Origin of the sequence: Bacillus cereus group sp. BfR-BA-01350 (assembly GCF_022663775.1) — a bacterium.
Classification (GTDB): domain Bacteria; phylum Bacillota; class Bacilli; order Bacillales; family Bacillaceae_G; genus Bacillus_A; species Bacillus_A paranthracis.
The window spans coordinates 272363-294010 of record NZ_JAKUGD010000005.1 but is presented as its reverse complement, the minus strand read 5'-3'; the positions used below and the strand labels follow the sequence as shown (position 1 = coordinate 294010).

Genomic DNA, 21648 nt, shown 5'->3' with positions numbered 1-21648 from the left:
TGATATGAAAGAAAAAGAGCGCTTAATTATAGAGATGGCTATGAAGTTATTTGCGACTAAGGGTGTAAATGCGACATCGGTGCAGGAAATTGTGACAGCTTGTGGCATATCTAAGGGAGCCTTTTATTTATACTTTAAATCAAAAGAGGAACTTTTATTAGCGACACTTCGATATTACTATGACAAGATTCAAAATAAAATGATGGATATTGAAAAAGAGTCGTTATTGCCACGTGAAAAATTTGCAAAACAATTGCATTGCCAGTTTAATGATATACAAAAGCATAAAGAATTTATTATTATGCATGCAAGGGAAAATGCGATTCCTTTTAATAAAGAAGTAGAAGAATTTATGATGCGGATGAAGTTAGAGTCTCACGCATTTTATCGGAATAGTTTACTGTCTATTTATGGTGATAAGGTTATGCCATATTTATTAGATTTAGTCATTATGGTAGAAGGCATATGCCGTGGATATTTAGAACTAATTATTTTACAAGCGCCAGAAATAGACTTATCTTACGTCTCTGCTTTTATTTTGAAAAGAGTAGACGATTTAGTAGATGGATTGGTAGAATCTTCAGAAGAACCTGTGTTACATGAAGAAAAGCTTGGAGAATTTCTTTGTAAATCAGAGCTTATTAAGGAACAGGTTAAGGAACATTTTTTAAAAGAAATTATTGTGTTTAAACGTACTTTAGCGGATCAATTAGAAAATGATGAATTACTTGTTACATTAGATGTTTTAGAGGCGGAGATGAGATTGTCTAATCCAAGAATTCCGGTCATTAGAGGAATGTTAGCAAATTTAGAGACATATCCGGAATTAAAAGAATTTAAATTGCGACTTATGGGATATTACAATATAAAAAATTCTTAATAAAAACAAGCAAAAAACTCCTTGTCCATACAAGGAGTTTTTTTTAGATAAGACTACTTACTATTTTGAGACCACTCTTCAACATCCCAAACTTTTGTGATCCAATCTTCATAGAAGTCCGGTTCGTGACATACAAGAAGAATTGTTCCTTTATATGCTTTCATAGCCTTCTTAAGTTCCGCTTTTGCTGTAACATCAAGATGGTTTGTCGGCTCGTCAAATAGTAGCCAGTTACTTTCTTCACCCATTAGTTTACATAAACGAACTTTTGCTTGTTCTCCACCACTTAATTGACTTAATGGACGAGAAATATGTTCATTTTTTAATCCGCATTTTGCTAACATCGCACGAATTTGATGTTGGTCTAGGCCAGGGAATGTATTCCATACATCATCAATTGGTGTTATATTGTCAGCTTTAACTTCTTGCTCAAAGTATGCAGGCTCTAAGAAGTCACCAAGGCTTGTTTTACCGCTTAAAGGTTTAATTTTACCTAAGATTGTTTTTAGTAACGTGGATTTACCAACACCGTTACATCCAACAATAGCAATTTTTTCACCACGTTCGATCGTCATTGATAGCTTTGGTAGTAGCGGATGTGTATATCCGATTTCTACATTTTCACCTTCAAAGACGAAGCGACTACTTGCGCGACTTTCTTTAAATGAGAATTCAGGTTTAATTGCCGTTTCCGGGCGATCAATAAGTTCCATGCGATCAAGTTGTTTTTGACGACTCTTTGCACGACCTGTTGTTGAATAACGAGCTTTATTCTTTGCAATGAAGTCCTCTTGCTTTTTGATAAACTCGCGTTGTTTTTCATAAGCGTTTATATGTTGATTTTTATTGATTTCTGCTAGCTCTAGGAATTTTTCATATGTTGCTGTATAACGCGTCATTTTTGTGAATTCTAGATGGAAAATAACATCAACACATTTATTCATAAATTCCGTATCATGGGAAATCAACAGGAACGCATGTGGGTATTCTTTTAAATAATTTGTTAACCAATGAATATGTTCAACGTCTAAATAGTTAGTAGGTTCATCAAGCAATAACACTTCTGGCTGTTCAAGTAATAGCTTTGCAAGCAATACCTTTGTACGTTGTCCACCACTTAGTGCTGAAACATCACGATCTAAACCAATTGCATCAATTCCAAGACCACGTGCAGCCTCTTCAATTTTCATATCTAGTAAATAGAAACCACCTGCTTCAAGTGCATCTTGTATTTCTGCCATTTGCTCAAGAAGTTCTTCTAGTTCTTCTGGTGTAGCAGTTCCCATTTTTTCTGTAACTTCATTTAAAGCTTTTTCCTTTTCAAATAGCGGTAAAAATGCATCCGCTAGTACGTCACGAATTGTACGTCCAGGTGTTAAAACCGTATGTTGGTCTAAGTAACCGTAATGTGTGCCCGGTGTCCATTCTACACGACCTTGGTCATGAATAAGCTGACCAGTAATGATATTCATGAATGTTGATTTACCAACACCGTTTGCACCAACTAATCCAACGTGCTCACCTGCTAGTAATCGCATAGATACATCTTTAAATAATGTACGATCGCCAAATGTATGTCCTAATTTTTCAACTGTTAATAAGCTCATAGTATCCTCCGTCCAACTTGAAATAGTACCTTGAATCATGATACTAAATTCTTTCATATAATGCCATCATTTCAAAATGTATATATTTTCAAAACAAGCTAATGTACGAATGTTTATTGCTCATTTCCCAGACTTTTATGGTCCAAATGCAGAATGCACACTTGTCCATCATAAATTAAAGGCAATACTTGCAAATAAGATGTCTAGCTTTGTTGGAGATAAAAAGATTGCCCGTGAATATATTTTTACACCAGATGGTGCAAAAGCAATGGTTGAATTAGCTTCACATGATGAGGCCTATGGACAAAATTGGAACATACCAGGTTATGGTGTCATTACAGGTGAGGAAATGATTCAACACATACGGGAATTAACGAGATATACCAAATGAGTAATAACTGTAAAGAGAGGAATAATCCAGTTCTTTGGTCTGTTTGATAAGCAGATCAATGAATTTGTGGAAATAATATATTTGACGGAAAAACCAGTTGTATTAAGTGGAGAGAAGCACGAGAAATATATTGGGGTTGTACCTAGAACCTTTTATTATGAAGGGGAATTGTATATAAGTAAAAAAACAAGCTTCTATTTACAATTTAGAAGCTTGCCTTGTTATTGTTTATCTACCTAGCTTTTTATTTACAAACCCTAAAATTAATCCACGTATTTGTGGGTCAATTGCAAGGCCAATAATGCCATACAATATACCAGTAAGTACTAAAGCTACTAGTGGTGGTAAGCTAATTAATACTGTGCGATATATTGCATAACTAATTATAAATGCTAGTGTATTGAATATTATTCCTTTGAATAGCAATGAAAATCCTTTACGAACGAATAATGAAAATCCGATTAATAATGTAATCTCAGTAAGGATAGCAGCTACAGCAGCTCCCATCATTCCAAATTGGCTACCTAATATGATGTAACTTATGATAGCGACAGCTAATCCAATTGCCATAGTTGTCGCACGTTTCCATTGTTGACCAGCTGTTGTTAAATTATCAGCAAGCGGATAGTTGATAGATTGTAAAATGACCATAAAGGCTAAAATTGCAAGTGCATTACCAGCTGGCGCATATTTTTCACCTAATAGAGTTACAATCCAAAAACTTGGATCGGCAATAAACGGGATAGAAATTCCCATCCCTAAGAAAGACATAAGCTTTAATTCGAATTGAGATAGCTTTCTATGTTCATCAATATTATTTTCGTTTCCAAAAGCAAACAATTTTGGATAAAAGGCTGCTGCAATTACACCAGGTATTTGGTAAAGTACAGCAGGTATTTTATAAGCGGCCCCAAAGAATCCAACTTGTGCTTTCGTTGAAACTTTTTCTAAGATAATAGGACCTAACTGCGGTAAAAGCATAATGATAACGCCATTGACTGTGAAAATAAGTAATTGATCTAAAATGCCTTTATTCCAACCCTTATGAATTGTTGTATAGCGGATTGTCATTATAAAGGCAATGACTCCTGTTACAAGGCTAGATATTCCATACATAGCAGCAACCATCATAAGTGACCATTTAAATGACATCCCTAGCAGAAGAGCGGCTGCGGCCGTCACACCTTGTAGTACAGAAATAATCGCTGTGAATTGCATACGCTCTGTTACTTGGAAATAGGCCATCCCAACCCCTTGTAAAGTAGCTCCAAACATGGTTGGTAGTACGACCCAATATACCATGGCACGTAAGTAAGCATCAGTGTAGAAGAACTGAGCGAAAATGGCGAAGAGCACAGAAATTACGATAGCTAATACTAAACGAATTCGTAAATAACTGCTTATTAATACGCTAATGTTAGCGTTGCTTCTTGTTCCTTCACGCATAAACGTATGTGTCAAACCTGCATCCGTAAAATAGCAAATGACAGCAGAAACTGCTAATGCAACTGTAAACATCCCGTACTCATCTGGTGAAACATATCTTGCAAAGAGAATTGTTGCAATAGCCAGTACAAAACGAACAGTAATGTTTCCTACAAAGAGGTAGGATGCGTTTTTTAGAATTTTATTTGTTTTCATGAGAAAAGACCTTTCTATTCTTTAGGACCCGGTTAGCTTGTCCTATTTGTAAATTTGATTTGTTCACAGAAAGAGAGAGTATCGTTATATTTTCAGTTTAAGAAAACAGAAATTTAATTCGTACAAACCAAAGCATTGCATATAGTTTTTTACTACGCTTTCCATTCTTTGAATAGATTTTACGGCAATATTTCTTGATATCTTTTTTGATTAATTGAACTTGTGATTTATCTAATTGAGAGTTTCCCTTAATATATATACAAGCGTTATTGATGACTGTATAAGGGAATAAATAAGTCTCAAGAATCTCAATAAGTGACTGAGGGTCTTTTGTAATGAAATCTTGAGACTTATTATGTACCCAGTCCTTCATACGATTGAATACTTCCAGCTCTTTTGTCGTTTTTAATTCATAATCTTTATATTTTGAAGAAAGATTTCCTTCTGATAAGATTCTATAATAAGTTAAGTATTCATCAACATAACATACACTTGTTACACTCATTAGTTTAAATAAAAACTCCAAGTCTTCGCCCCAACTACATCCTGGTGTAAAACGAATGTTATGATCCATTACGATGGCTCGTTTGAAAATCCAAGTACTTGTTTGAGCAACAACTTGATGTGTTAGGAATGCTTTTGACATATCGCCTTTAATAAAATTTGTTGTATGTTCAACCTTCTCGCCTGTTTCTTCGTAGAAATTCATATAACCACAATAGCACGCGTCCATGTTGTTTTTATGTATACTTTTGACTTGCTTCTCAATTTTAGTTGGATGCCATAAGTCATCACTATCAAGGAAAGCAATATATTCTCCACTAGCGTTTTCAATTCCTGTATTACGAGCTACCGAAACGCCTTGGTTTTTTTGATGAACATATTTTACTTGACCTGGGTATTTTTCAGCAAGATTTTTTACGATAGAAGGTGATTGATCTTTACTTCCATCATCTACAATTACAATTTCGATATTTTTATATGTTTGATCTAGTATTGACTGCATCGTCTCTTCAATATATTTCTCTGCATTGTATAGAGGGATAACAACTGAGACAAGCTGGTTTTGTTTCATCATAGAATTTTAACTCCTCAAATTTTTATGTTTTTAAATTAACTCATTTTATAAGGAATAAGATTAAAAGAATATCTGTATAAGTTTACCGCATATAAACTTTGTAAATCAACTTTATGTATATAATAATTATTATTAAAGGTATAGAAGTTAGATATGAAAGGTGGTTATAATAGAGAGATGTGTTGTAATAAAAGGGAGGAAACTTTAGAATGTTACAAAAGTATATGCGAAGACCTGAATTGATAATATTGGGTATTATTCTAGTTATTGGCCTAATCTTTCGGTTAATGACTTTAAAAACATATGGTAGTGATTTGACACTTGGTAGCGATGACTTAATGTATCAAAAAAATGCCGTGAATTTTTTGGAAACTGGTATGTTAACGTATCATGATCCGACAAAACCAACTATTCATATTATGCCTGGACAAGTATTTTTATTAGCGGGCATATTTTTCATATTCGGACATGGAAGTTTAGGTGTTTTATGTGCAAAATTAGTTATGATAGCTTTTGGTATTTTAAGTATTTATATGACTTATAAGATTGGTACATATATTTTAAATCCGGCGGTAGGATTGATTGCTGCATTGTTATTAGCTCTATATCCACCTGAAGTGGTGGTGGAAAACTTAACGTTGACAGAAAGTCCTTATCTCTTTCTATCACTAGGGCTGTTATATTGGAGCTTAAAGTTAGCAGATACGCATTCAATGAAAGATTTTTATATTATTTTATTATTCTACTTTGTAACACTATATTTCAGGGTACAAATCGCTTTATATCCAATTCTATTATTTATATATCTTGTAGCAAAACGCTATCCGGCTCGTTTAATGGTAAAGCAAGCCCTTATTAGTGTATTGGTACTATTTGTTGTACTTGGTCCTTGGTGGGCACGTAACTATGTTCAGTTTAACAAGTTTATTCCGCTTACAGCTGGTTCAGGTAACCCTTTACTACTTGGCACATATCAAGGTGAAGGTTATCCATCTGGGAAAAGTGTGGAAGAAATCGATGCAGAAATCTTTGCAAAATATCCAGGTATAGAAGCGCATGAGTTAATGGCGAAGCAGCAAGAAGTAGCGATGGACCGTATTAAGGAATGGTGGCATACAGATAAAGCGTCAATGATAAAGAGTTATTTAATTTTAAAACCACAAATTTTCTGGGAAAAAGCATATTATTATCCAGGCACCACAATTAGTATTTTTGATATATCTGGAGAAGATATGAAGAAGATTTATGACACAATTAAAACAGGCTTCATAATTTGCTCTATCCTAGCATTTGCATTCTGTTGGAGAAGGTGGAGAGAGTATTCATTCTTATGGATAAATGTTTTATTCCAAACCTTTTTCAATAGCTTATACTTTGCATATGATCGATATGCGCTCCCATTGATGCCAATGCTATTTATAATGATAGGTGTAGGTATTGTCGCAACTGTTATGAGGATTAGCAGGCCATTTCTAAAGTAAGTAAATAATCTCATTAAATCTATCAAAGAATTTACATTTAAATGGTATATAAAAATGACCTACTTTCTATTTTAGAAAGTAGGTCATTTTTAATTATGCATCGTGTAAAGAATCATTTTGTTCTTTATTATTTAATTTTTGTTTTAGCAACGCATAATCTTGTGTCAATGTTACAAGTTGGTGATGCTGTTTAGAAACCTTACGAGTTAAATCAAAAATTAAAATAAAGCAGAATAAAAGTCCGAACAGGAATAAAACAGATGGTGGGTATTCTACGTGCAATAGCTTCCCAATCCAATTTATAATCTTATCTGTAGAGCTTAAAATCGCCATTGCGATACAAACAAAAATCCAAAGAATGGCGTATTTTGTTTCTAAAGTTCCTTTACGTATCGAGTTAATAATCAGGAAAAATAATAATAGAATAAAGATAAATGAAAAGGTAATTATGGGCATGGATTATCAACCTTTCACAATTTTTTGCATTAATATAGCCAAGCTGACTTTAATCATGTAATATGCAGACTTTAACGGTGTAATAGAAGATTGTCCACCTTGTCTCTCTTGCATATTTACAGATATTTCTTTAATGCGAAGACTTTTCTTTTTTAAGTGAATGAGTACTTCGGGTTCTGGATAATCTTTCGGATAATTTTGTGCGAAAATTTCAATTACCTTGCGATTAATAGAACGATAACCAGATGTTGGATCCATAAATGTTTGTTTTGTTAGTAATTTTAGTAGGGCAGTAAAATAAAATATTCCAATTCTTCTTGAAAGACTGCCTTTATATGCGGTTTTTTCCGTAAATCGAGACCCTAGTACCATATCACATTGATCTTCAGCTATAGGTTGGATGATTTTATATAAATCATCGGGGTTATGCTGTCCATCAGCATCAAATTGAATAGCGATATCATAACTATTTTCATAAGCATACTTATATCCAGTCTGTACAGCTGATCCAATTCCTAAATTATAAGGTAGATTTACAAGATGGACTGGGAATGTTGTAACAATTTCAGATGTTTTATCCATAGATCCATCATTAATTACACAAATATCTAATCCTACAAAATGTTCTTTTAATTCTAAAAGTCTTGTTAATGTATCTGCAATCGCTTCCTCTTCATTGTAAGCGGGAATAATAATCAAGGTTTTAGGTATTACAATTGGTACTTCAACAGACATATTGCACCATCCTTTACAAATAATAGGCATCATTCTTGTTTAGTAAACATTATCTACTATACCACTAATAGTAGATAAAAATAAAGGACAAGTTAGTGGGGGATTTTAAGAATAGACGTTATGCTTAGATAGCTATATGTAACTTATAATTTAATTTGTAATAAAAAAGCACAGGTGAAGATAAAGGAATGCTTACCTGTGCTAAATAACATTATATATTCCAAGGTTTATTTAAAGTTAAAACCTCAGCCATTTCTTTACTTTTTAAACGTCCTTTTTTTCTATTTTCCGCGCGTTCTGAACCGGTTGTGTGTAACCAATGTTCTTCTTCAGTTTCAGGAAGTACTTGTGGTACGGACGAAGGTTTTCCGTCTTTTATTGCCACAAATGTAATGAAGCAAGTGGCGGCAATTCTACGCTCACCTTCTAATAAATTTTCTGCGATTACTTTAACGAAAACTTCCATTGAAGATTTCCCTGTATAACATACAAATGCTTCATAACAAACAGAATCAGCTTGGTGAATTGGAGTTAAAAAATCAACTGAATCAATAGATGCTGTTACGCAATGTTTACGACTATGTCTTGCAGCCGCAATTGAAGCAATACTATCAATTTCTGCTAATAATTTCCCTCCAAAAAGTGTTTGGTGATTATTTAAATCGTTAGGAAAAACACGTGTTGTTTTAATTGCTTTAGATTCTCGCATGAATTTCTTTTCCATATATTCAGCCCCTATAGTCTGTTTTCAATCAGAATAATATGTGTAAGTGGATTACTCATATTAGATATTTAATAAAGTAAAGCGTATTCCAAAAGAGGATTATTTAAACTTCTGTATTTGTATTCATGTTAACTGAAAGAAAATTTATTTTATCTAAAATGTAGTGTAAAAGAGGATTCGCTTACATTGCAAGCAAAAAGTAATGACTATGTATTTGTCATAGAAATTCCCTATCAGCCGTGTACCCATTCATGATAGAATCGTTTTGTTATGAATGGAAATAGAGGTGCAATGGACATATGAATCATATACAAACAAATTTTTCATCTTTCTTCAATAAAATTACGATTGGTGCGATGCTTGCATTTTTTGTTTATAGTTGTTGGACAGCATTTGAGACAAGTAAGCAATTTTTTGGGGGAAGTACAACAAGTGTAACAATCATATTGGCAATTTTCGTCATACTCATTTTGTTAGTGGCATCAATTTTACAATATCGTTTTACAGACAAACAATTTCTTATTTTTCTTATAAGTATATCTATAGTTGTGAGGCTTAGTATGCTGTTATTTGTAGATGCTCCAATAATTGGTGATATGAAAATGATGTATGAGTCTGCAAAGGAGATTGCAATTGGCAATAATATAGGGACTATAACTCATTTGCCGTTTATTATATATGAGTCAGTAATTATTCGTATATTTGGTGATACATTATTTGCTTTACAACTATTTAATGTGTTATTTTGCGCAGGAACTGCATTTTTTATTTATCGTATTGCGGCAATAGTTTTTGGAGAAGAATGCGGTCGTATTGCTTCCACATTTTATGCTCTGTATATTCCAAATATATTCATGAGTTCCGTATTAACTCCTGAGTCACTTGCAATATTTTTATTTTATTTTGCTTGCTACATACTTTTATATAAAGGATTAGATCATCCTTATATGTGGGTGTTTTCAGCGATTTTATTTGCATGTAGTAATATGATTTTCCCAATGGGATTATTTCTTCCTATTTTTATCACGATATATGTATTATTAATTGAAGTGTTTCAATCAGCAACGAAACAAAAAGTGTTACTAAAGATGATAGGGATACTTATTCTATTTTATAGTGCTCATTTTAGTGTGAATTATGGAATTAAGACAATGGGACTGTCACAATATACGATTACGAATGAGACGTATGTTCAATCTGTCTTAATTGGAAAAACGCAACATGAGGAAAGAGTATCGAAAAATCAAAGTGTAACAGAGCATATTGATCAAAAGTTAAAAGAGATTGAGGGAGAAAGATTTAAACTTTTAGAACCGATGATAAATCAGTTTTCAGATGAGGGAATAAATTCTATTCTTTTTAAATGTGAAAAACTGATATATATAGCCGTAACATTGTTTATGACTATAGCTCTATTACACTTCCTTATTAAGAAACAACAAAATGAGGGATATATGTTGTTCTTATTTTTAACTAGTGGCTACGTATTGTTAAAGCTCTTCCAAGTAGATATGGCATATTACAATGTAATTATGCCAGCATTGTTTATTTTGCAGAGCTTTGGTGTTTATATGAGTTATGTGTATTGTCAAAAAATATTTTTCAGAAAATAAAAAGAATCCAGTTTGGATTCTTTTTTTATGGATAGAAGATGAAAGCTAAGAGTCAGCAGGGATAAAATATCTCTACTGACATAAACTTCACTCTATCGATTTAATTCCAGTTGTAAACTATCGGCTGTTAGAGCCATTTTTGAGGAATCGTCTTGAATTCCTTTCATTACTTGTGAAATGGTTTCTAACTCATTCTCAATTTTTTTATTCTGTTCTTTCGAGTTAGACATGTCTTTTACGATTTCTTGGAAGTATTGATCCGTTGCAGACATACTATCAGTTCCTTCAGATACGAGAGAGCTAATTTGTTTCACGGAAGAAGAGACACGAACAATCTGTTCATTTGTTTTTTCAACGAGCTTTGTAACGTTAAATATAGATTCTTTCGTTTGCTCTGATAACTTTCTAATTTCTCCAGCTACAACAGAAAAGCCTTTGCCAAATTCCCCAGCACGCGCAGATTCAATTGCAGCATTTAGTGCGAGTAAATTTGTTTGCTCGGCAATTGATTTTACAATATCTATAATTTCGTTAATTTTGTTAGAAATATCGAGAAGTTCATGCGTATCTGTAATAATCGTTTCCATGTTCGTTTGAATGTATTCCATTCGTTTATTTTGCTCATTTAATTGTTCTTTACCTTTATTTGCTTTTTCTTCTGATGTTGTAGCTAATGACGTACCTGTTTTAGCAATTTCTACAATCGTTTCAGATCTAGCGGTTAACTGCTGAATAGAAGCGCTTGTTTTTTCAGATACAGATGCTAGTTCTGTTGCAATATGCGTAATGGTCATAGCTGTTATTTCTTTTTCTTTTTCAAGTTCTTTTTGCATTCTTTCATATTCAGATTCATAAGCCGCAATAACGAGTTCTTGTTCAAGAGTAAATAATTTGTTTATTACGTTTATGGAATAAGAAAAATCGTCAATTGTTGTAATTTTCGTTTTTAAAATCTTCATGATAGAGCGGAATAATTCTTGATAAGCGGCAGTATACCATTTTCTATGTAACCCAATTTGTACATGTCTTTTGGCAATTCTAACACGTTGTTCAATAAAGTCTTCATGCATATCTCCGCTAAATAATTCTTTTATATGTGTTTTTAAAGTTTGCTTTAGTTTTGGAATAGAGCTATAACGTTCGATAATCGTAATTAAATTAGGCTGTTTTGTAATATTGGAATAGAATTTTTCAGTAATCCAATCAATTTCTTCATAAATAAAGGGCTGTAGTACCTTTACGATTTGTAAATCTTCTTTTGAAATATGTAGCATATCCATTTGAATTTTCAGTTCAGAATTAGTAGGAACATTAAAAGTGATTTGTTGATTCTTACTTAATTCAAGTATACTTACGTTTGTTTTATTGTTATGTTTTTTAAAAACCCCAAGCATCGTTCTTCCCCCTGTTTGTAAAGCGTTTTCATTTTTTTGGTTCTAATATAATTATATATTGTTATATGCAATTACTCTATGTTAGTGTGTAGAATAGTATATAAATTAAGAGAATTCCATATAGAATTCTCTTAATGACCTTTATTAATTTTAGCATGTGTTTTAAAGAAAACTGGGAAATGTACATTATATATGACAGTGACAACACGAATAATGAATGTTACTAATAAACAAACATAGAATGCCAATACGTGTGCCCCCATTGCATATGTGATTAGGAAACTAATTGCCCCTAAAATAGAAGCGATGGCGTAAATTTCTTTTCGGAAGACGTAGGGGATATCTTGAGCGCAAATGTCACGCAAAATACCGCCTCCAATACCTGTAATGACTCCCATTGAAACAACTAAAAATGAGGCGTCAACATGATGTGACATTGCCGCATTTGCACCAATAGCTGTAAAAACGCCTAAGCCAACAGCGTCAGAAAGCATAATAACAACTTGAAGTTTATTGATACGCTCAAAAAACATACAAGTAAATAATGCTGATAATACGCTTACGAAAAAGTAAATGGGTTTAACAAATGCGACGGGAGGCAGGTTACCGATCATAATATCACGAATAATACCGCCGCCGAGCGCAGTAGCTACAGCTAAACAAAGGACACCGAATAAATCTAAATCTTTTTTTAAACCAACTAATGTACCAGAAATGGCAGCGGCGATAATGCCAAGAAACGTAAATATATCGATTAATAACATGGCCTTAATCCCTTCCTCTTAAAGATGTTCCAGAGAAAAAATATACACTAAAGTATTGGAAATAACAATTACTTTTCGCTACATGTAGAAAAACGGATAAAATACATAAAGAAAGCGTTTGAAAATGTTTGGAAAATAGCTATAAAGTAATTTGAAAAAGATATGAAAAGATTAATTTTACATTTTTTTGGTGTTACCTAGTTGGTAAAATGTTACAATGGTAGGTATGTTGTTTACATCTGTATAAAATGATAAAAAAATATGTATATACTGACAAAAATAAGGGGATGGTTGTTAGATAGCTTTTGTAAAAATAAGGAGTATAGCGAAAGAACAGTAATTTCTATTACTGGTTAATACTTGTCCTGGCTAGTTTTAGCTGGAAAAATAGTTCTCGATTTGAATATGAGTTATGTTATAATTGCTAGGTGTGTTTGAATGATAAAAAATTATGATTAAAAGATAATGTTAAGATTTTGTATGGAGGTCTTGGAATGTTAGCAAATCAAGCTAGGGTTAGATTTGAGCGTTTTTTGCTCTTTTTTATTATTTTACAGCCTGTTTTAGATTTATTAACGTCTCTTAGCATCACTTTATTAAAGTCAAGTGCTACCGTTGGAATTTTAGTAAGATTCCTTATTATGGCTGTTGGTGGTATTTACATTTTAATTCAGGCAAAAGAGAAGGAAAATAGAAAGTTTTTAATTTATCTTATATTATTAGCCGGAGTTTTAGGGGTAGGATTTATTAATAATAAACTAGTTAAGGATCCTATTGTACTTAGTGAAGAAGTTAAATTCGTTGCGAAAGCATTATATATATATATCATGCTGGGATCATACATTTTAGCTTTAAAATCATTGAAAAAGAAAGTTAATATTAGTGATAAGGTTCGAAATAGTATTGTATATGCTACATTAATCATTAATGCAATTATGGTTATTTCTATTTCAACATCTACTGATTTTGGTAGTTATGAATGGATGAAGGTAGGTTCTCGAGGTTGGTTCTATGCAGGGAATGAACTAGGTTCAATCTTAGCTATTATTTTCCCTATTGTGGTACTATATTCTATTCAAAAAACAAAGAGCTGGAAACACGTTTTATATTGGATTCCATCGCTTTTAATGATTTACTCATTAATTCAGGTCGGTACGAAAGTAGGAATGGGCTCAATTGGTGCTACGTTAGCGGCAGCAATCGGAATCATTGTACTACAATTATTATTTGATAGAAAAAATCCGAACAAAAAATCCCTTGCGTTTAATGCAGTAATTGCTATTGTCCTATTAGCTGGTGTAGTTGGAACGTTTAAACAAACGCCATTAGCACAAAATATGGGCATTCACAATAACTATTTATCAGAGCAAAATGTGGCACAGCAAGGTCAAAAGGAAAAAGAAATTAAAGAAAAGCTGAAAAAAGAGCAAGAACTTAAAGCAAAAGAAGAAAAGCATCATAAAGTTGAAAAGCCAGAAGAAAAGGCGAAGATAGAAGAGGAAGTTAAGAAAGAGCTTGAGAAAGAGCAAAAGAAAGAAAATCAAGAAAATCTTATTTTCAGCGGACGTCAAGTATATGAAGAAAGACATAAGCAGTTCTTTAAAGAAGCGCCAATGTCACAAAAGTTATTAGGAATGGGTTATGCAGGTAATTTTAAATATAATGAACAAAAGCAGCCAGATCCAAAGCTAATTGAAATGGACTTCCATGATTGGTTTTATGACTTTGGGATTATTGGTTTTGCATTACTAATGATTCCATTTATTTATTACGGCTTAAGAATCCTACTAGTATTTATTACAAGGTTTAAAGAGATATTTAATATAAAATATGGAATGATTGCAGCAAGCTTATTGTTAGCATTAGGTATTGCTTATATTGCAGGACATATTTTAACAGCACCAGGAGTTGGGATCTACTTTGTAGTGGTGTTAGCTTATCTAATTGTAGACTTAGAAATTGAATGATTAAAATAAAAGCTAACTTTTGTTAGCTTTTATTTTTTAGTACAGTAAAATAAAGATAGATGGAAATGTGGCGAGGATTTAAAGGAGGAAAAAATATGAGGATATTGCATATGAATGCAGGAGCAGAAGATGGGGGAGGGAAAACACATATTATTTCACTTCTCGATCAGTTTCCAACTGGTGAAGTAGAATTAGCGGTATTTGAAGATGGAATTGTTGCGAAAGAAGCAAGAGAGTTAGGGATAAAAGTCCATGTGTTTTCACAAAAATCCCGCTATGATTTATCTATTTTAAAGAATATAAGCGAATTCATTAATAATGAAAAATTTGATATAGTTCATACGCATGGTCCTAGGGCTAATTTCTATGTTTCTTTAATGAAAAAGAGAATAACGGCAAAATGGGTAACGACTATTCATAGTGATCCATTTGAAGACTTTACTAAACAAGGCTTAAAAGGTTGGATTTTTACGAAATTGAATTTGAAAGCCTTAAAAAATATAGATTTATTTTTTGTTGTAACAAATAGATTAAAGAAAAGTTTAGCTGCTTTAGGTATTTCTAATGAAAAGATGCATGTTATTTATAATGGAATTGAATACGATAAGGAAAAAGCAGAAGGTTATAATAAAAAAGAAATGTTCAATATTGATGAAGATGTATTTACGGCAATCCAAGTAGCACGATTGCATCCTGTGAAAGGACATGAAGTTCTATTTGATGCGTTACAACGAACAAAATTAGAGGAAATTAAAGTATTGTTAGTTGGCGATGGCCCGTTAGAAGAAAATCTAAAGTCATTGGCTACTGAAAAAGGGATTAATAATAAAGTTGAGTTTTTAGGGCATCGTCAAGATGTAAAACAATTATTTGCGTCGTCACATGTGAATTTATTAACCTCCCATAGTGAAGGGTTCCCACTAGTTTTATTAGAAGCGGCAAATCAACGCGTACCATCAATTGTGACTAGGGCTGGAGAGATTGAACCATTAATTGTAGATGAAACGTATGGATGGATTGTGCCAACAGATGATGGAAAGGCATTAGCATTAGCATTAGAAGAAGCGTATGATAAGTGGAAAACTGGAGAATTAGCAGCAATGGGGAAACATATTTATGAGCATGCTATTATGAACTTCTCACTTCAAAAACTATATGAAGATACAAAGGAAACATATAAGCAATTAATAGCGAAAAACTTGTAATGATAGAGAGGATAGTTAACTATGGCAGTACAAACAGTTGATATTCTAGGCGTTCCTTTTTCTACAATGACAATGGATGAAACGGTCCAATATTTAAAAGAACAACTAGAAGTGGAGCGAACACATACTTTTCAGGTAGTAACAGCAAATCCTGAAATTGTTATGTGTGCAAAAAAGGATGAAGCATTCCATCAAACATTATTAAATGCAGATTTAATTACACCTGATGGTATTGGAGTCGTAAAAGCAAGTGGTATGTTAGGTACACCTGTAAAGGAACGTGTAGCAGGTTTTGATTTAATGTGTAATTTACTTGCGGCGTTATCAGAAGACAATAAACCAGTATCAGTTTTCTTATTAGGTGCAAAACCGCATGTTGTACAAGCTGCAGCAGATCATTTAACGAAGACGTATTCAGCTGTATCTATTGTGGGTATACAAGATGGGTATTTTAAACAAGAAGAAGAAGAGAATATTGTTTCTCGTATTCAAAAGGCAAAACCAGACCTATTGCTTGTTGCACTTGGTTTCCCGAGACAAGAGAACTTTATCCAAACGAATAAGCATCGTTTAGAAACGAAAATGGCCGTTGGAGTAGGCGGAAGTTTAGATGTATGGGCTGGAGAGGTAAAACGTGCACCAAAATGGATTCAAGCGATCCATTTAGAGTGGTTTTATAGATTGTGTAGCAATCCAACGCGTTGGCGTCGTCAGTTAGTATTAGCGGAATTTTTAAAAGAAGTCATGCGTTCAAAAAAGTAGCGTTCTATCGCTACTTTTTTATTTGTCCATTTTTAATAAAGTGCGTTTTTATTCATCTACTACCGATTGCGGACACTCACTAATCGGGTGTTTAATGGCCATGTTTTTTTATCTATCTCTCTTTGCTTCAGCTGAATTTTGAGGTGAGGGGTCTTACTGCCCTCAAATAGTCGGATAAGTATTTTACTTTTTGGGAATGATGAAGGAGAATTTTTTACATGAAAGTATTTTACTTATACAATTCACACGTGTAAAATGATGTGTAAAGACAGCTGTGTGAGGAGGACTTCTTGTGGGCAAGGTGAAGGAAATTTCGAAGCGAAAGCTACTTGGTATAGCGGGGCTTGGATGGTTATTTGATGCAATGGATGTTGGAATGCTTTCATTTGTAATGGTAGCGCTGCAAAAAGATTGGGGATTAAGTACCCAAGAAATGGGCTGGATAGGCAGTATTAATTCAATTGGTATGGCGGTCGGGGCGCTCGTTTTTGGAATACTATCAGATAAAATAGGGCGGAAATCAGTCTTTATTATTACATTATTATTATTTTCTATCGGTAGTGGTTTAACGGCTTTAACGACGACACTTGCTATGTTCCTTGTTTTACGATTTTTAATTGGTATGGGGCTTGGTGGAGAACTTCCAGTTGCTTCTACATTAGTATCGGAGAGTGTTGAAGCACATGAACGTGGCAAAATAGTTGTGCTATTAGAAAGTTTTTGGGCAGGTGGATGGCTAATCGCAGCTCTTATCTCGTATTTTGTTATACCGAAATATGGTTGGGAAGTTGCGATGATATTGAGTGCGGTTCCGGCACTATATGCTTTATATTTAAGATGGAATTTACCGGATTCTCCAAGATTCCAAAAGGTTGAAAAAAGGCCATCCGTTATCGAAAATATAAAGTCAGTTTGGTCTGGGGAATATCGTAAGGCAACAATTATGTTATGGATTTTATGGTTTTCTGTTGTCTTCTCCTATTATGGCATGTTCCTTTGGTTACCTAGTGTAATGGTATTAAAAGGATTTAGTTTAATAAAAAGTTTCCAATACGTACTTATTATGACGTTAGCTCAATTACCAGGTTATTTCACAGCTGCTTGGTTTATTGAACGTCTTGGTCGTAAGTTTGTTTTAGTTACGTATTTAATTGGTACAGCTTGCAGTGCTTACTTATTTGGAGTGGCAGAGTCATTAACGGTATTAATCGTAGCAGGCATGTTACTATCATTCTTTAATTTAGGTGCTTGGGGTGCATTATATGCTTATACACCTGAACAATACCCAACAGTTATTCGTGGTACAGGTGCAGGGATGGCGGCAGCATTCGGTCGTATTGGTGGTATTCTTGGACCGCTATTAGTAGGATATTTAGTTGCTTTACAGGCTTCACTATCACTAATATTTACGATTTTCTGTGGATCAATTTTAATAGGCGTATTTGCTGTAATTATACTTGGGCAAGAAACGAAACAACGAGAATTAGTATAAGGTAAAACTTTAATCGGTAAGTGATCTCAATTATTGGTCCGTACCAATTATGTTTTAGAGTAGTAAAACTAAGAGCCCATGTTTTCTCATTCAGTGGGTTTTACTGCCTACAAATAACGGAAAAAAGGGCAGGGGGAACCATGATGGTTCCCTTTTTTCTGTTTTTTTAGATAAATAATGGTATAGTAAGAAAAAGGGAATGTTCCTTATAAAAGCGAATGTATACAACAGGACATACGGACAAAAGAATTAGGTGGTTGAAGAAATGAAAATTTTACTGATCATGGAAGATGCAGAAGAGCGAAGAAGTTTAGTTGAAAAATTTACTGAAAATATAAGGAATGTAGAATGTTTTGAAGCAAATACAGGAACAGAATCATTATTTATGATGAAGAAGCATACACCAGATTTTGTTTTTTTAAATTCAAAATTACTAGATGGAACGGGTTTTGAATATGCGAGTTTATTACGGGAAGTAAATTGTTATACGAAATTTATTTTTATGGGTGAAGATATAGAAGAGTCCATTACAGCATTTCGTTTTCAAGCAGTTTATTATTTACTACGCCCATTTCGCGAGGAAGATTTGCAATTCCTTTTATATAGAATGGCTAAAGAGCAAGGTGAGAAAGCAAAGAGCTATTTGCGTAAACTACCGATAGAAGGTCAAGAGGGGATTCGGTATATTTTCCCTGAAGATATTGTATATGTAAGCAAAAATAAGGAAAACAAAACAGTTTCAATTTATACAACAAATAATCAGTATATTTCAACATATACACTCCAGGAGCTAGAAAATAAGCTAAATGCATATGATTTTTTACGTGTGCATAAAAGTTATTTAATTAATATGTCATATGTACAAGAGTTAAAGCCTTACTATAATGGCACATATAATCTGTATTTAGATAAATATGATGAACAGCCGATTCCAGTTAGTCGTAATTATGTGAAACGACTTCGAAATAAAATTGAATTATAGCAGATAATGCGAATTTTTTAACATGATAAACTAAAAATCCTTCATGATAGGGAGGATTCAAATTAAATATTCAGAAAATTTAGTACAATCCCACTAAGAAATAGTATTGGGGGGATTGTATGTGAGAACATTGAAGTCGATTTTACTTTGGGGAGTTATTGCAGCAGTAGGAGCCGGGGCTTTTGGTGTAATAGCTTTATCACAAGGTGAAACTATTAATGCCGTATGGCTCTTAGTAGCTGCGGTATGTGTGTATGCAGTTGCTTATCGCTTTTATAGTAGATTTATAGCGAGAAAGGTATTCGGTTTAGATAATAATCGGCAAACGCCAGCCCATACATTAAATGATGGAAAAGATTATGTTCCGACAAATAAATGGGTATTATTTGGGCATCATTTTGCAGCAATCGCTGGGGCTGGTCCTTTAGTAGGACCGATTTTGGCGGCACAAATGGGATATTTGCCAGGGACAATATGGATTATTGTAGGGGTAGTTGTCGCTGGAGCTGTGCAAGATTTTGTCATTTTATTTGCTTCGATGAGACGTAATGGTAAATCTCTCGGTGAAATGATTAAAGATGAGATTGGTCCTGTTACAGGACTTATTGCAATGATTGGTATTTTAGGTATTATGATTATTTTATTAGCAGTATTAGCATTAGTAGTAGTAAAGGCGCTTGTCGGAAGTCCTTGGGGAATGTTTACGATAGCAGCAACGATTCCTATTGCTATTTTAATGGGAGTATATATGCGCTACATTAGGCCTGGACGGGTTGGTGAAGGGTCAGTAATTGGAATTATCCTACTTATACTGTCTCTTATTGGAGGGCAGTATGTAGCGGAAAATCCAGCGCTTGCAAGCATGTTCACGTTTAGCGGAGAAACAATTGCTATAATGCTTATTGTATATGGATTTATCGCATCGGCATTACCAGTTTGGATGCTTTTAGCACCACGTGATTATTTAAGTACATTTTTAAAAGTCGGAACAATTGTAGGATTAGCAATCGGTATTTTAATTGTAGCACCAGATTTACAAATGCCAGCAGTTTCGAAATTTATTGATGGAACTGGTCCTGTGTTCTCTGGAAACTTATTCCCGTTCTTATTTATTACTATTGCTTGTGGTGCAGTGTCTGGATTCCATGCTCTTGTTTCATCAGGTACGACGCCGAAGATGATTGAGCAAGAGGGACACGCACAGCCAATCGGTTATGGAGCAATGTTAATGGAGTCGTTTGTAGCAGCCATGGCGATGATTGCAGCTTGTGTATTAACACCAGGAACGTATTTTGCAATTAATAGTCCTGCAGCACTTATCGGTACAGATGTCTCGCAGGCAGCTCAAGTTATTTCCTCATGGGGATTTGCTATTACACCAAATGAACTAAAAGATCTCGCTGTAAACGTTGGAGAGCAAACGATTTTATCACGTACAGGTGGTGCGCCAACGTTAGCGATAGGTATGGCATATATTTTCTCACAAGTAATAGGTGGAACGGCCATGATGGCATTTTGGTATCATTTTGCGATTCTCTTTGAAGCACTATTCATTTTAACAACAATTGATGCTGGAACGCGTGTCGGCCGATTTATGATTCAAGATATTTTAGGGCATGTATATAAGCCATTTGGGAAAACGGATTCTACATTAGCGAATGTAATAGCTACAACGTTATGTGTATTAGGATGGGGTTATTTCTTATATCAAGGGGTAGTTGATCCGCTTGGTGGAATTAATACATTATGGCCACTTTTCGGTATTGCAAATCAAATGTTAGCAGGTATTGCGTTATTACTTGGAACGACAATTTTATTCAAAATGGGAAAAAAGGCATATGTTTGGGTGACGCTTATTCCAACTGTCGGATTGCTTATTGTAACGATGACAGCGGGGTATCAAAAGCTATTTCATGAAAACCCCAAAATAGGATTTCTATCCCACGCAAAGGTGTTTCAAGGAGCGTTAGATGAAGGGAAAGTGTTAGCGCCAGCTAAAAATGTTGCCCAAATGAAGCAAATTATTTTCAATGATTATATTGATGCGGCACTTTGTGGGATTTTTATGATCGTTGTAATCGCTGTATTAATTTCTGCAATTCGAATTTGGATTCAAGTATTAAGAAATAAGCCGATGCCGTTAAAAGAGGCACCATATATCCCTAGAGATGAAAGTGAGTCGAGGAACTATGCTTAAAAGACTATGGCAAGTATGGGGACAAAGGAAACACTTTATTAGCTTACTTGTTGGAGTACCAAGCTATGAAACATATGTAGAGCATATGAAAAAGCATCATCCAGAAAAAGAAGTTGTATGTCAAAAACAATTTTTTGCAGAAGCGCAAGAAGCTAGATTTAATGCAAAGGGTGGAAAGATATCGCGCTGTTGTTAGTGAAAAGGACGAATTTTCGTCCTTTTTATTTTTTGCTGTTTCACGTGGAACAGCAAAAAATAAATAAAAATCTTTGGGAATTA

Annotated in this window: 18 protein-coding genes and 2 pseudogenes; 11 read left to right on the top strand and 9 right to left on the bottom strand. The window is 33.9% G+C overall.

Annotation, left to right across the window (positions count from 1 at the left end; genetic code table 11):
* Window positions 1-4: 4 nt before the first annotated feature.
* Window positions 5-880, top strand: a complete 876-nt coding sequence (locus MR147_RS14425; RefSeq protein WP_000659610.1) for a TetR/AcrR family transcriptional regulator — start codon at window positions 5-7, stop codon at window positions 878-880.
* A gap of 53 nt (window positions 881-933) precedes the next feature.
* Here MR147_RS14425 and MR147_RS14420 read toward each other — a convergent pair whose 3' ends face one another.
* Window positions 934-2487, bottom strand: coding sequence for an ABC-F family ATP-binding cassette domain-containing protein (locus MR147_RS14420; protein WP_000055410.1), 1554 nt, complete (start codon window positions 2485-2487; stop codon window positions 934-936).
* An 88-nt stretch (window positions 2488-2575) separates the two neighbouring features.
* Between MR147_RS14420 and MR147_RS14415 the strand changes: the two are divergent.
* A pseudogene (locus MR147_RS14415) lies at window positions 2576-3118 on the top strand (Rossmann-fold NAD(P)-binding domain-containing protein); the annotation flags it as partial.
* On the opposite strand, the gene MR147_RS14410 reads toward MR147_RS14415, so the two are convergent.
* Window positions 3107-4519: an oligosaccharide flippase family protein gene (locus MR147_RS14410; RefSeq protein WP_074541543.1), complete on the bottom strand. Its 1413-nt coding sequence runs from the start codon at window positions 4517-4519 to the stop codon at window positions 3107-3109. The pseudogene MR147_RS14415 and the gene MR147_RS14410 sit on opposite strands and share 12 nt — an antisense overlap.
* A 97-nt stretch (window positions 4520-4616) precedes the next feature.
* Window positions 4617-5597 carry a glycosyltransferase family 2 protein gene (locus MR147_RS14405; protein ID WP_242304452.1) on the bottom strand — a complete coding sequence of 327 codons (981 nt, stop codon included), beginning with the start codon at window positions 5595-5597 and terminating at the stop codon, window positions 4617-4619.
* Between the two features lie 209 nt (window positions 5598-5806).
* Between MR147_RS14405 and MR147_RS14400 the strand changes: the two genes are divergently transcribed.
* Window positions 5807-7078 carry a glycosyltransferase family 39 protein gene (locus MR147_RS14400; protein ID WP_000939654.1) on the top strand — a complete coding sequence of 424 codons (1272 nt, stop codon included), beginning with the start codon at window positions 5807-5809 and terminating at the stop codon, window positions 7076-7078.
* 93 nt (window positions 7079-7171) lie between these two features.
* Here MR147_RS14400 and MR147_RS14395 read toward each other — a convergent pair whose 3' ends face one another.
* The 3 genes from MR147_RS14395 to MR147_RS14385 all read right to left on the bottom strand — a co-directional run bounded on the left by MR147_RS14395 (window position 7172) and on the right by MR147_RS14385 (window position 8993).
* A complete protein-coding gene (locus tag MR147_RS14395; RefSeq protein WP_001121766.1) occupies window positions 7172-7534 on the bottom strand; it encodes a DUF2304 domain-containing protein in 363 nt (120 codons plus the stop codon).
* A 6-nt stretch (window positions 7535-7540) separates the two neighbouring features.
* Window positions 7541-8269 (bottom strand): glycosyltransferase family 2 protein, encoded by a 729-nt coding sequence (locus MR147_RS14390; RefSeq protein WP_000110208.1) that lies wholly within the window; start codon window positions 8267-8269, stop codon window positions 7541-7543.
* Window positions 8270-8480: 211 nt separating this feature from the next.
* Complete coding sequence (locus tag MR147_RS14385; protein ID WP_061131911.1) at window positions 8481-8993, bottom strand: acyl-CoA thioesterase; 513 nt, start codon at window positions 8991-8993, stop codon at window positions 8481-8483.
* 299 nt (window positions 8994-9292) lie between these two features.
* On the opposite strand from MR147_RS14385, the gene MR147_RS14380 reads away from it, so the two are divergent.
* On the top strand, window positions 9293-10606 hold the full coding sequence (locus MR147_RS14380; RefSeq protein ID WP_242304451.1) for an ArnT family glycosyltransferase: 1314 nt from the start codon (window positions 9293-9295) through the stop codon (window positions 10604-10606).
* A gap of 92 nt (window positions 10607-10698) precedes the next feature.
* On the opposite strand, the gene MR147_RS27265 is transcribed toward MR147_RS14380, so the two are convergent.
* From MR147_RS27265 to MR147_RS14370, 3 genes and pseudogenes are all read right to left on the bottom strand, one after another.
* Window positions 10699-11505: a methyl-accepting chemotaxis protein gene (locus MR147_RS27265; protein WP_370657705.1), complete on the bottom strand. Its 807-nt coding sequence runs from the start codon at window positions 11503-11505 to the stop codon at window positions 10699-10701.
* Window positions 11503-11880: pseudogene (locus tag MR147_RS27260) on the bottom strand (protoglobin family protein); the annotation flags it as partial. The gene MR147_RS27265 and the pseudogene MR147_RS27260, both read right to left, overlap by 3 nt.
* Window positions 11881-12131: 251 nt before the next feature.
* Window positions 12132-12764: a trimeric intracellular cation channel family protein gene (locus MR147_RS14370; protein ID WP_000924376.1), complete on the bottom strand. Its 633-nt coding sequence runs from the start codon at window positions 12762-12764 to the stop codon at window positions 12132-12134.
* A gap of 494 nt (window positions 12765-13258) precedes the next feature.
* On the opposite strand from MR147_RS14370, the gene MR147_RS14365 reads away from it, so the two are divergent.
* The 7 genes from MR147_RS14365 (at window position 13259) to MR147_RS14335 (ending at window position 21565) form a co-directional block, all read left to right on the top strand.
* Complete coding sequence (locus tag MR147_RS14365) at window positions 13259-14731, top strand: O-antigen ligase family protein (RefSeq protein WP_061131908.1); 1473 nt, start codon at window positions 13259-13261, stop codon at window positions 14729-14731.
* A 95-nt stretch (window positions 14732-14826) separates the two neighbouring features.
* The gene (locus tag MR147_RS14360; RefSeq protein WP_242304450.1) at window positions 14827-15936 is read left to right on the top strand and encodes a glycosyltransferase family 4 protein; all 1110 of its coding nucleotides are present in this window, start codon (window positions 14827-14829) and stop codon (window positions 15934-15936) included.
* A gap of 21 nt (window positions 15937-15957) precedes the next feature.
* Entirely contained in the window at window positions 15958-16698 is a 741-nt protein-coding gene (locus MR147_RS14355; protein ID WP_000290759.1) for a WecB/TagA/CpsF family glycosyltransferase, read from the top strand.
* 292 nt (window positions 16699-16990) lie between these two features.
* Window positions 16991-18190 (top strand): MFS transporter, encoded by a 1200-nt coding sequence (locus tag MR147_RS14350; protein WP_000521096.1) that lies wholly within the window; start codon window positions 16991-16993, stop codon window positions 18188-18190.
* A 265-nt stretch (window positions 18191-18455) separates the two neighbouring features.
* Window positions 18456-19172, top strand: a complete 717-nt coding sequence (locus MR147_RS14345) for a LytR/AlgR family response regulator transcription factor (protein WP_000698252.1) — start codon at window positions 18456-18458, stop codon at window positions 19170-19172.
* Window positions 19173-19293: 121 nt separating this feature from the next.
* Window positions 19294-21369, top strand: coding sequence for a carbon starvation protein CstA (cstA, locus tag MR147_RS14340; RefSeq protein WP_001259569.1), 2076 nt, complete (start codon window positions 19294-19296; stop codon window positions 21367-21369).
* Window positions 21362-21565, top strand: a complete 204-nt coding sequence (locus MR147_RS14335) for a YbdD/YjiX family protein (RefSeq protein WP_000919887.1) — start codon at window positions 21362-21364, stop codon at window positions 21563-21565. Before cstA ends, MR147_RS14335 begins: the two co-directional genes overlap by 8 nt.
* The last annotated feature ends 83 nt before the right edge of the window (window positions 21566-21648 follow it).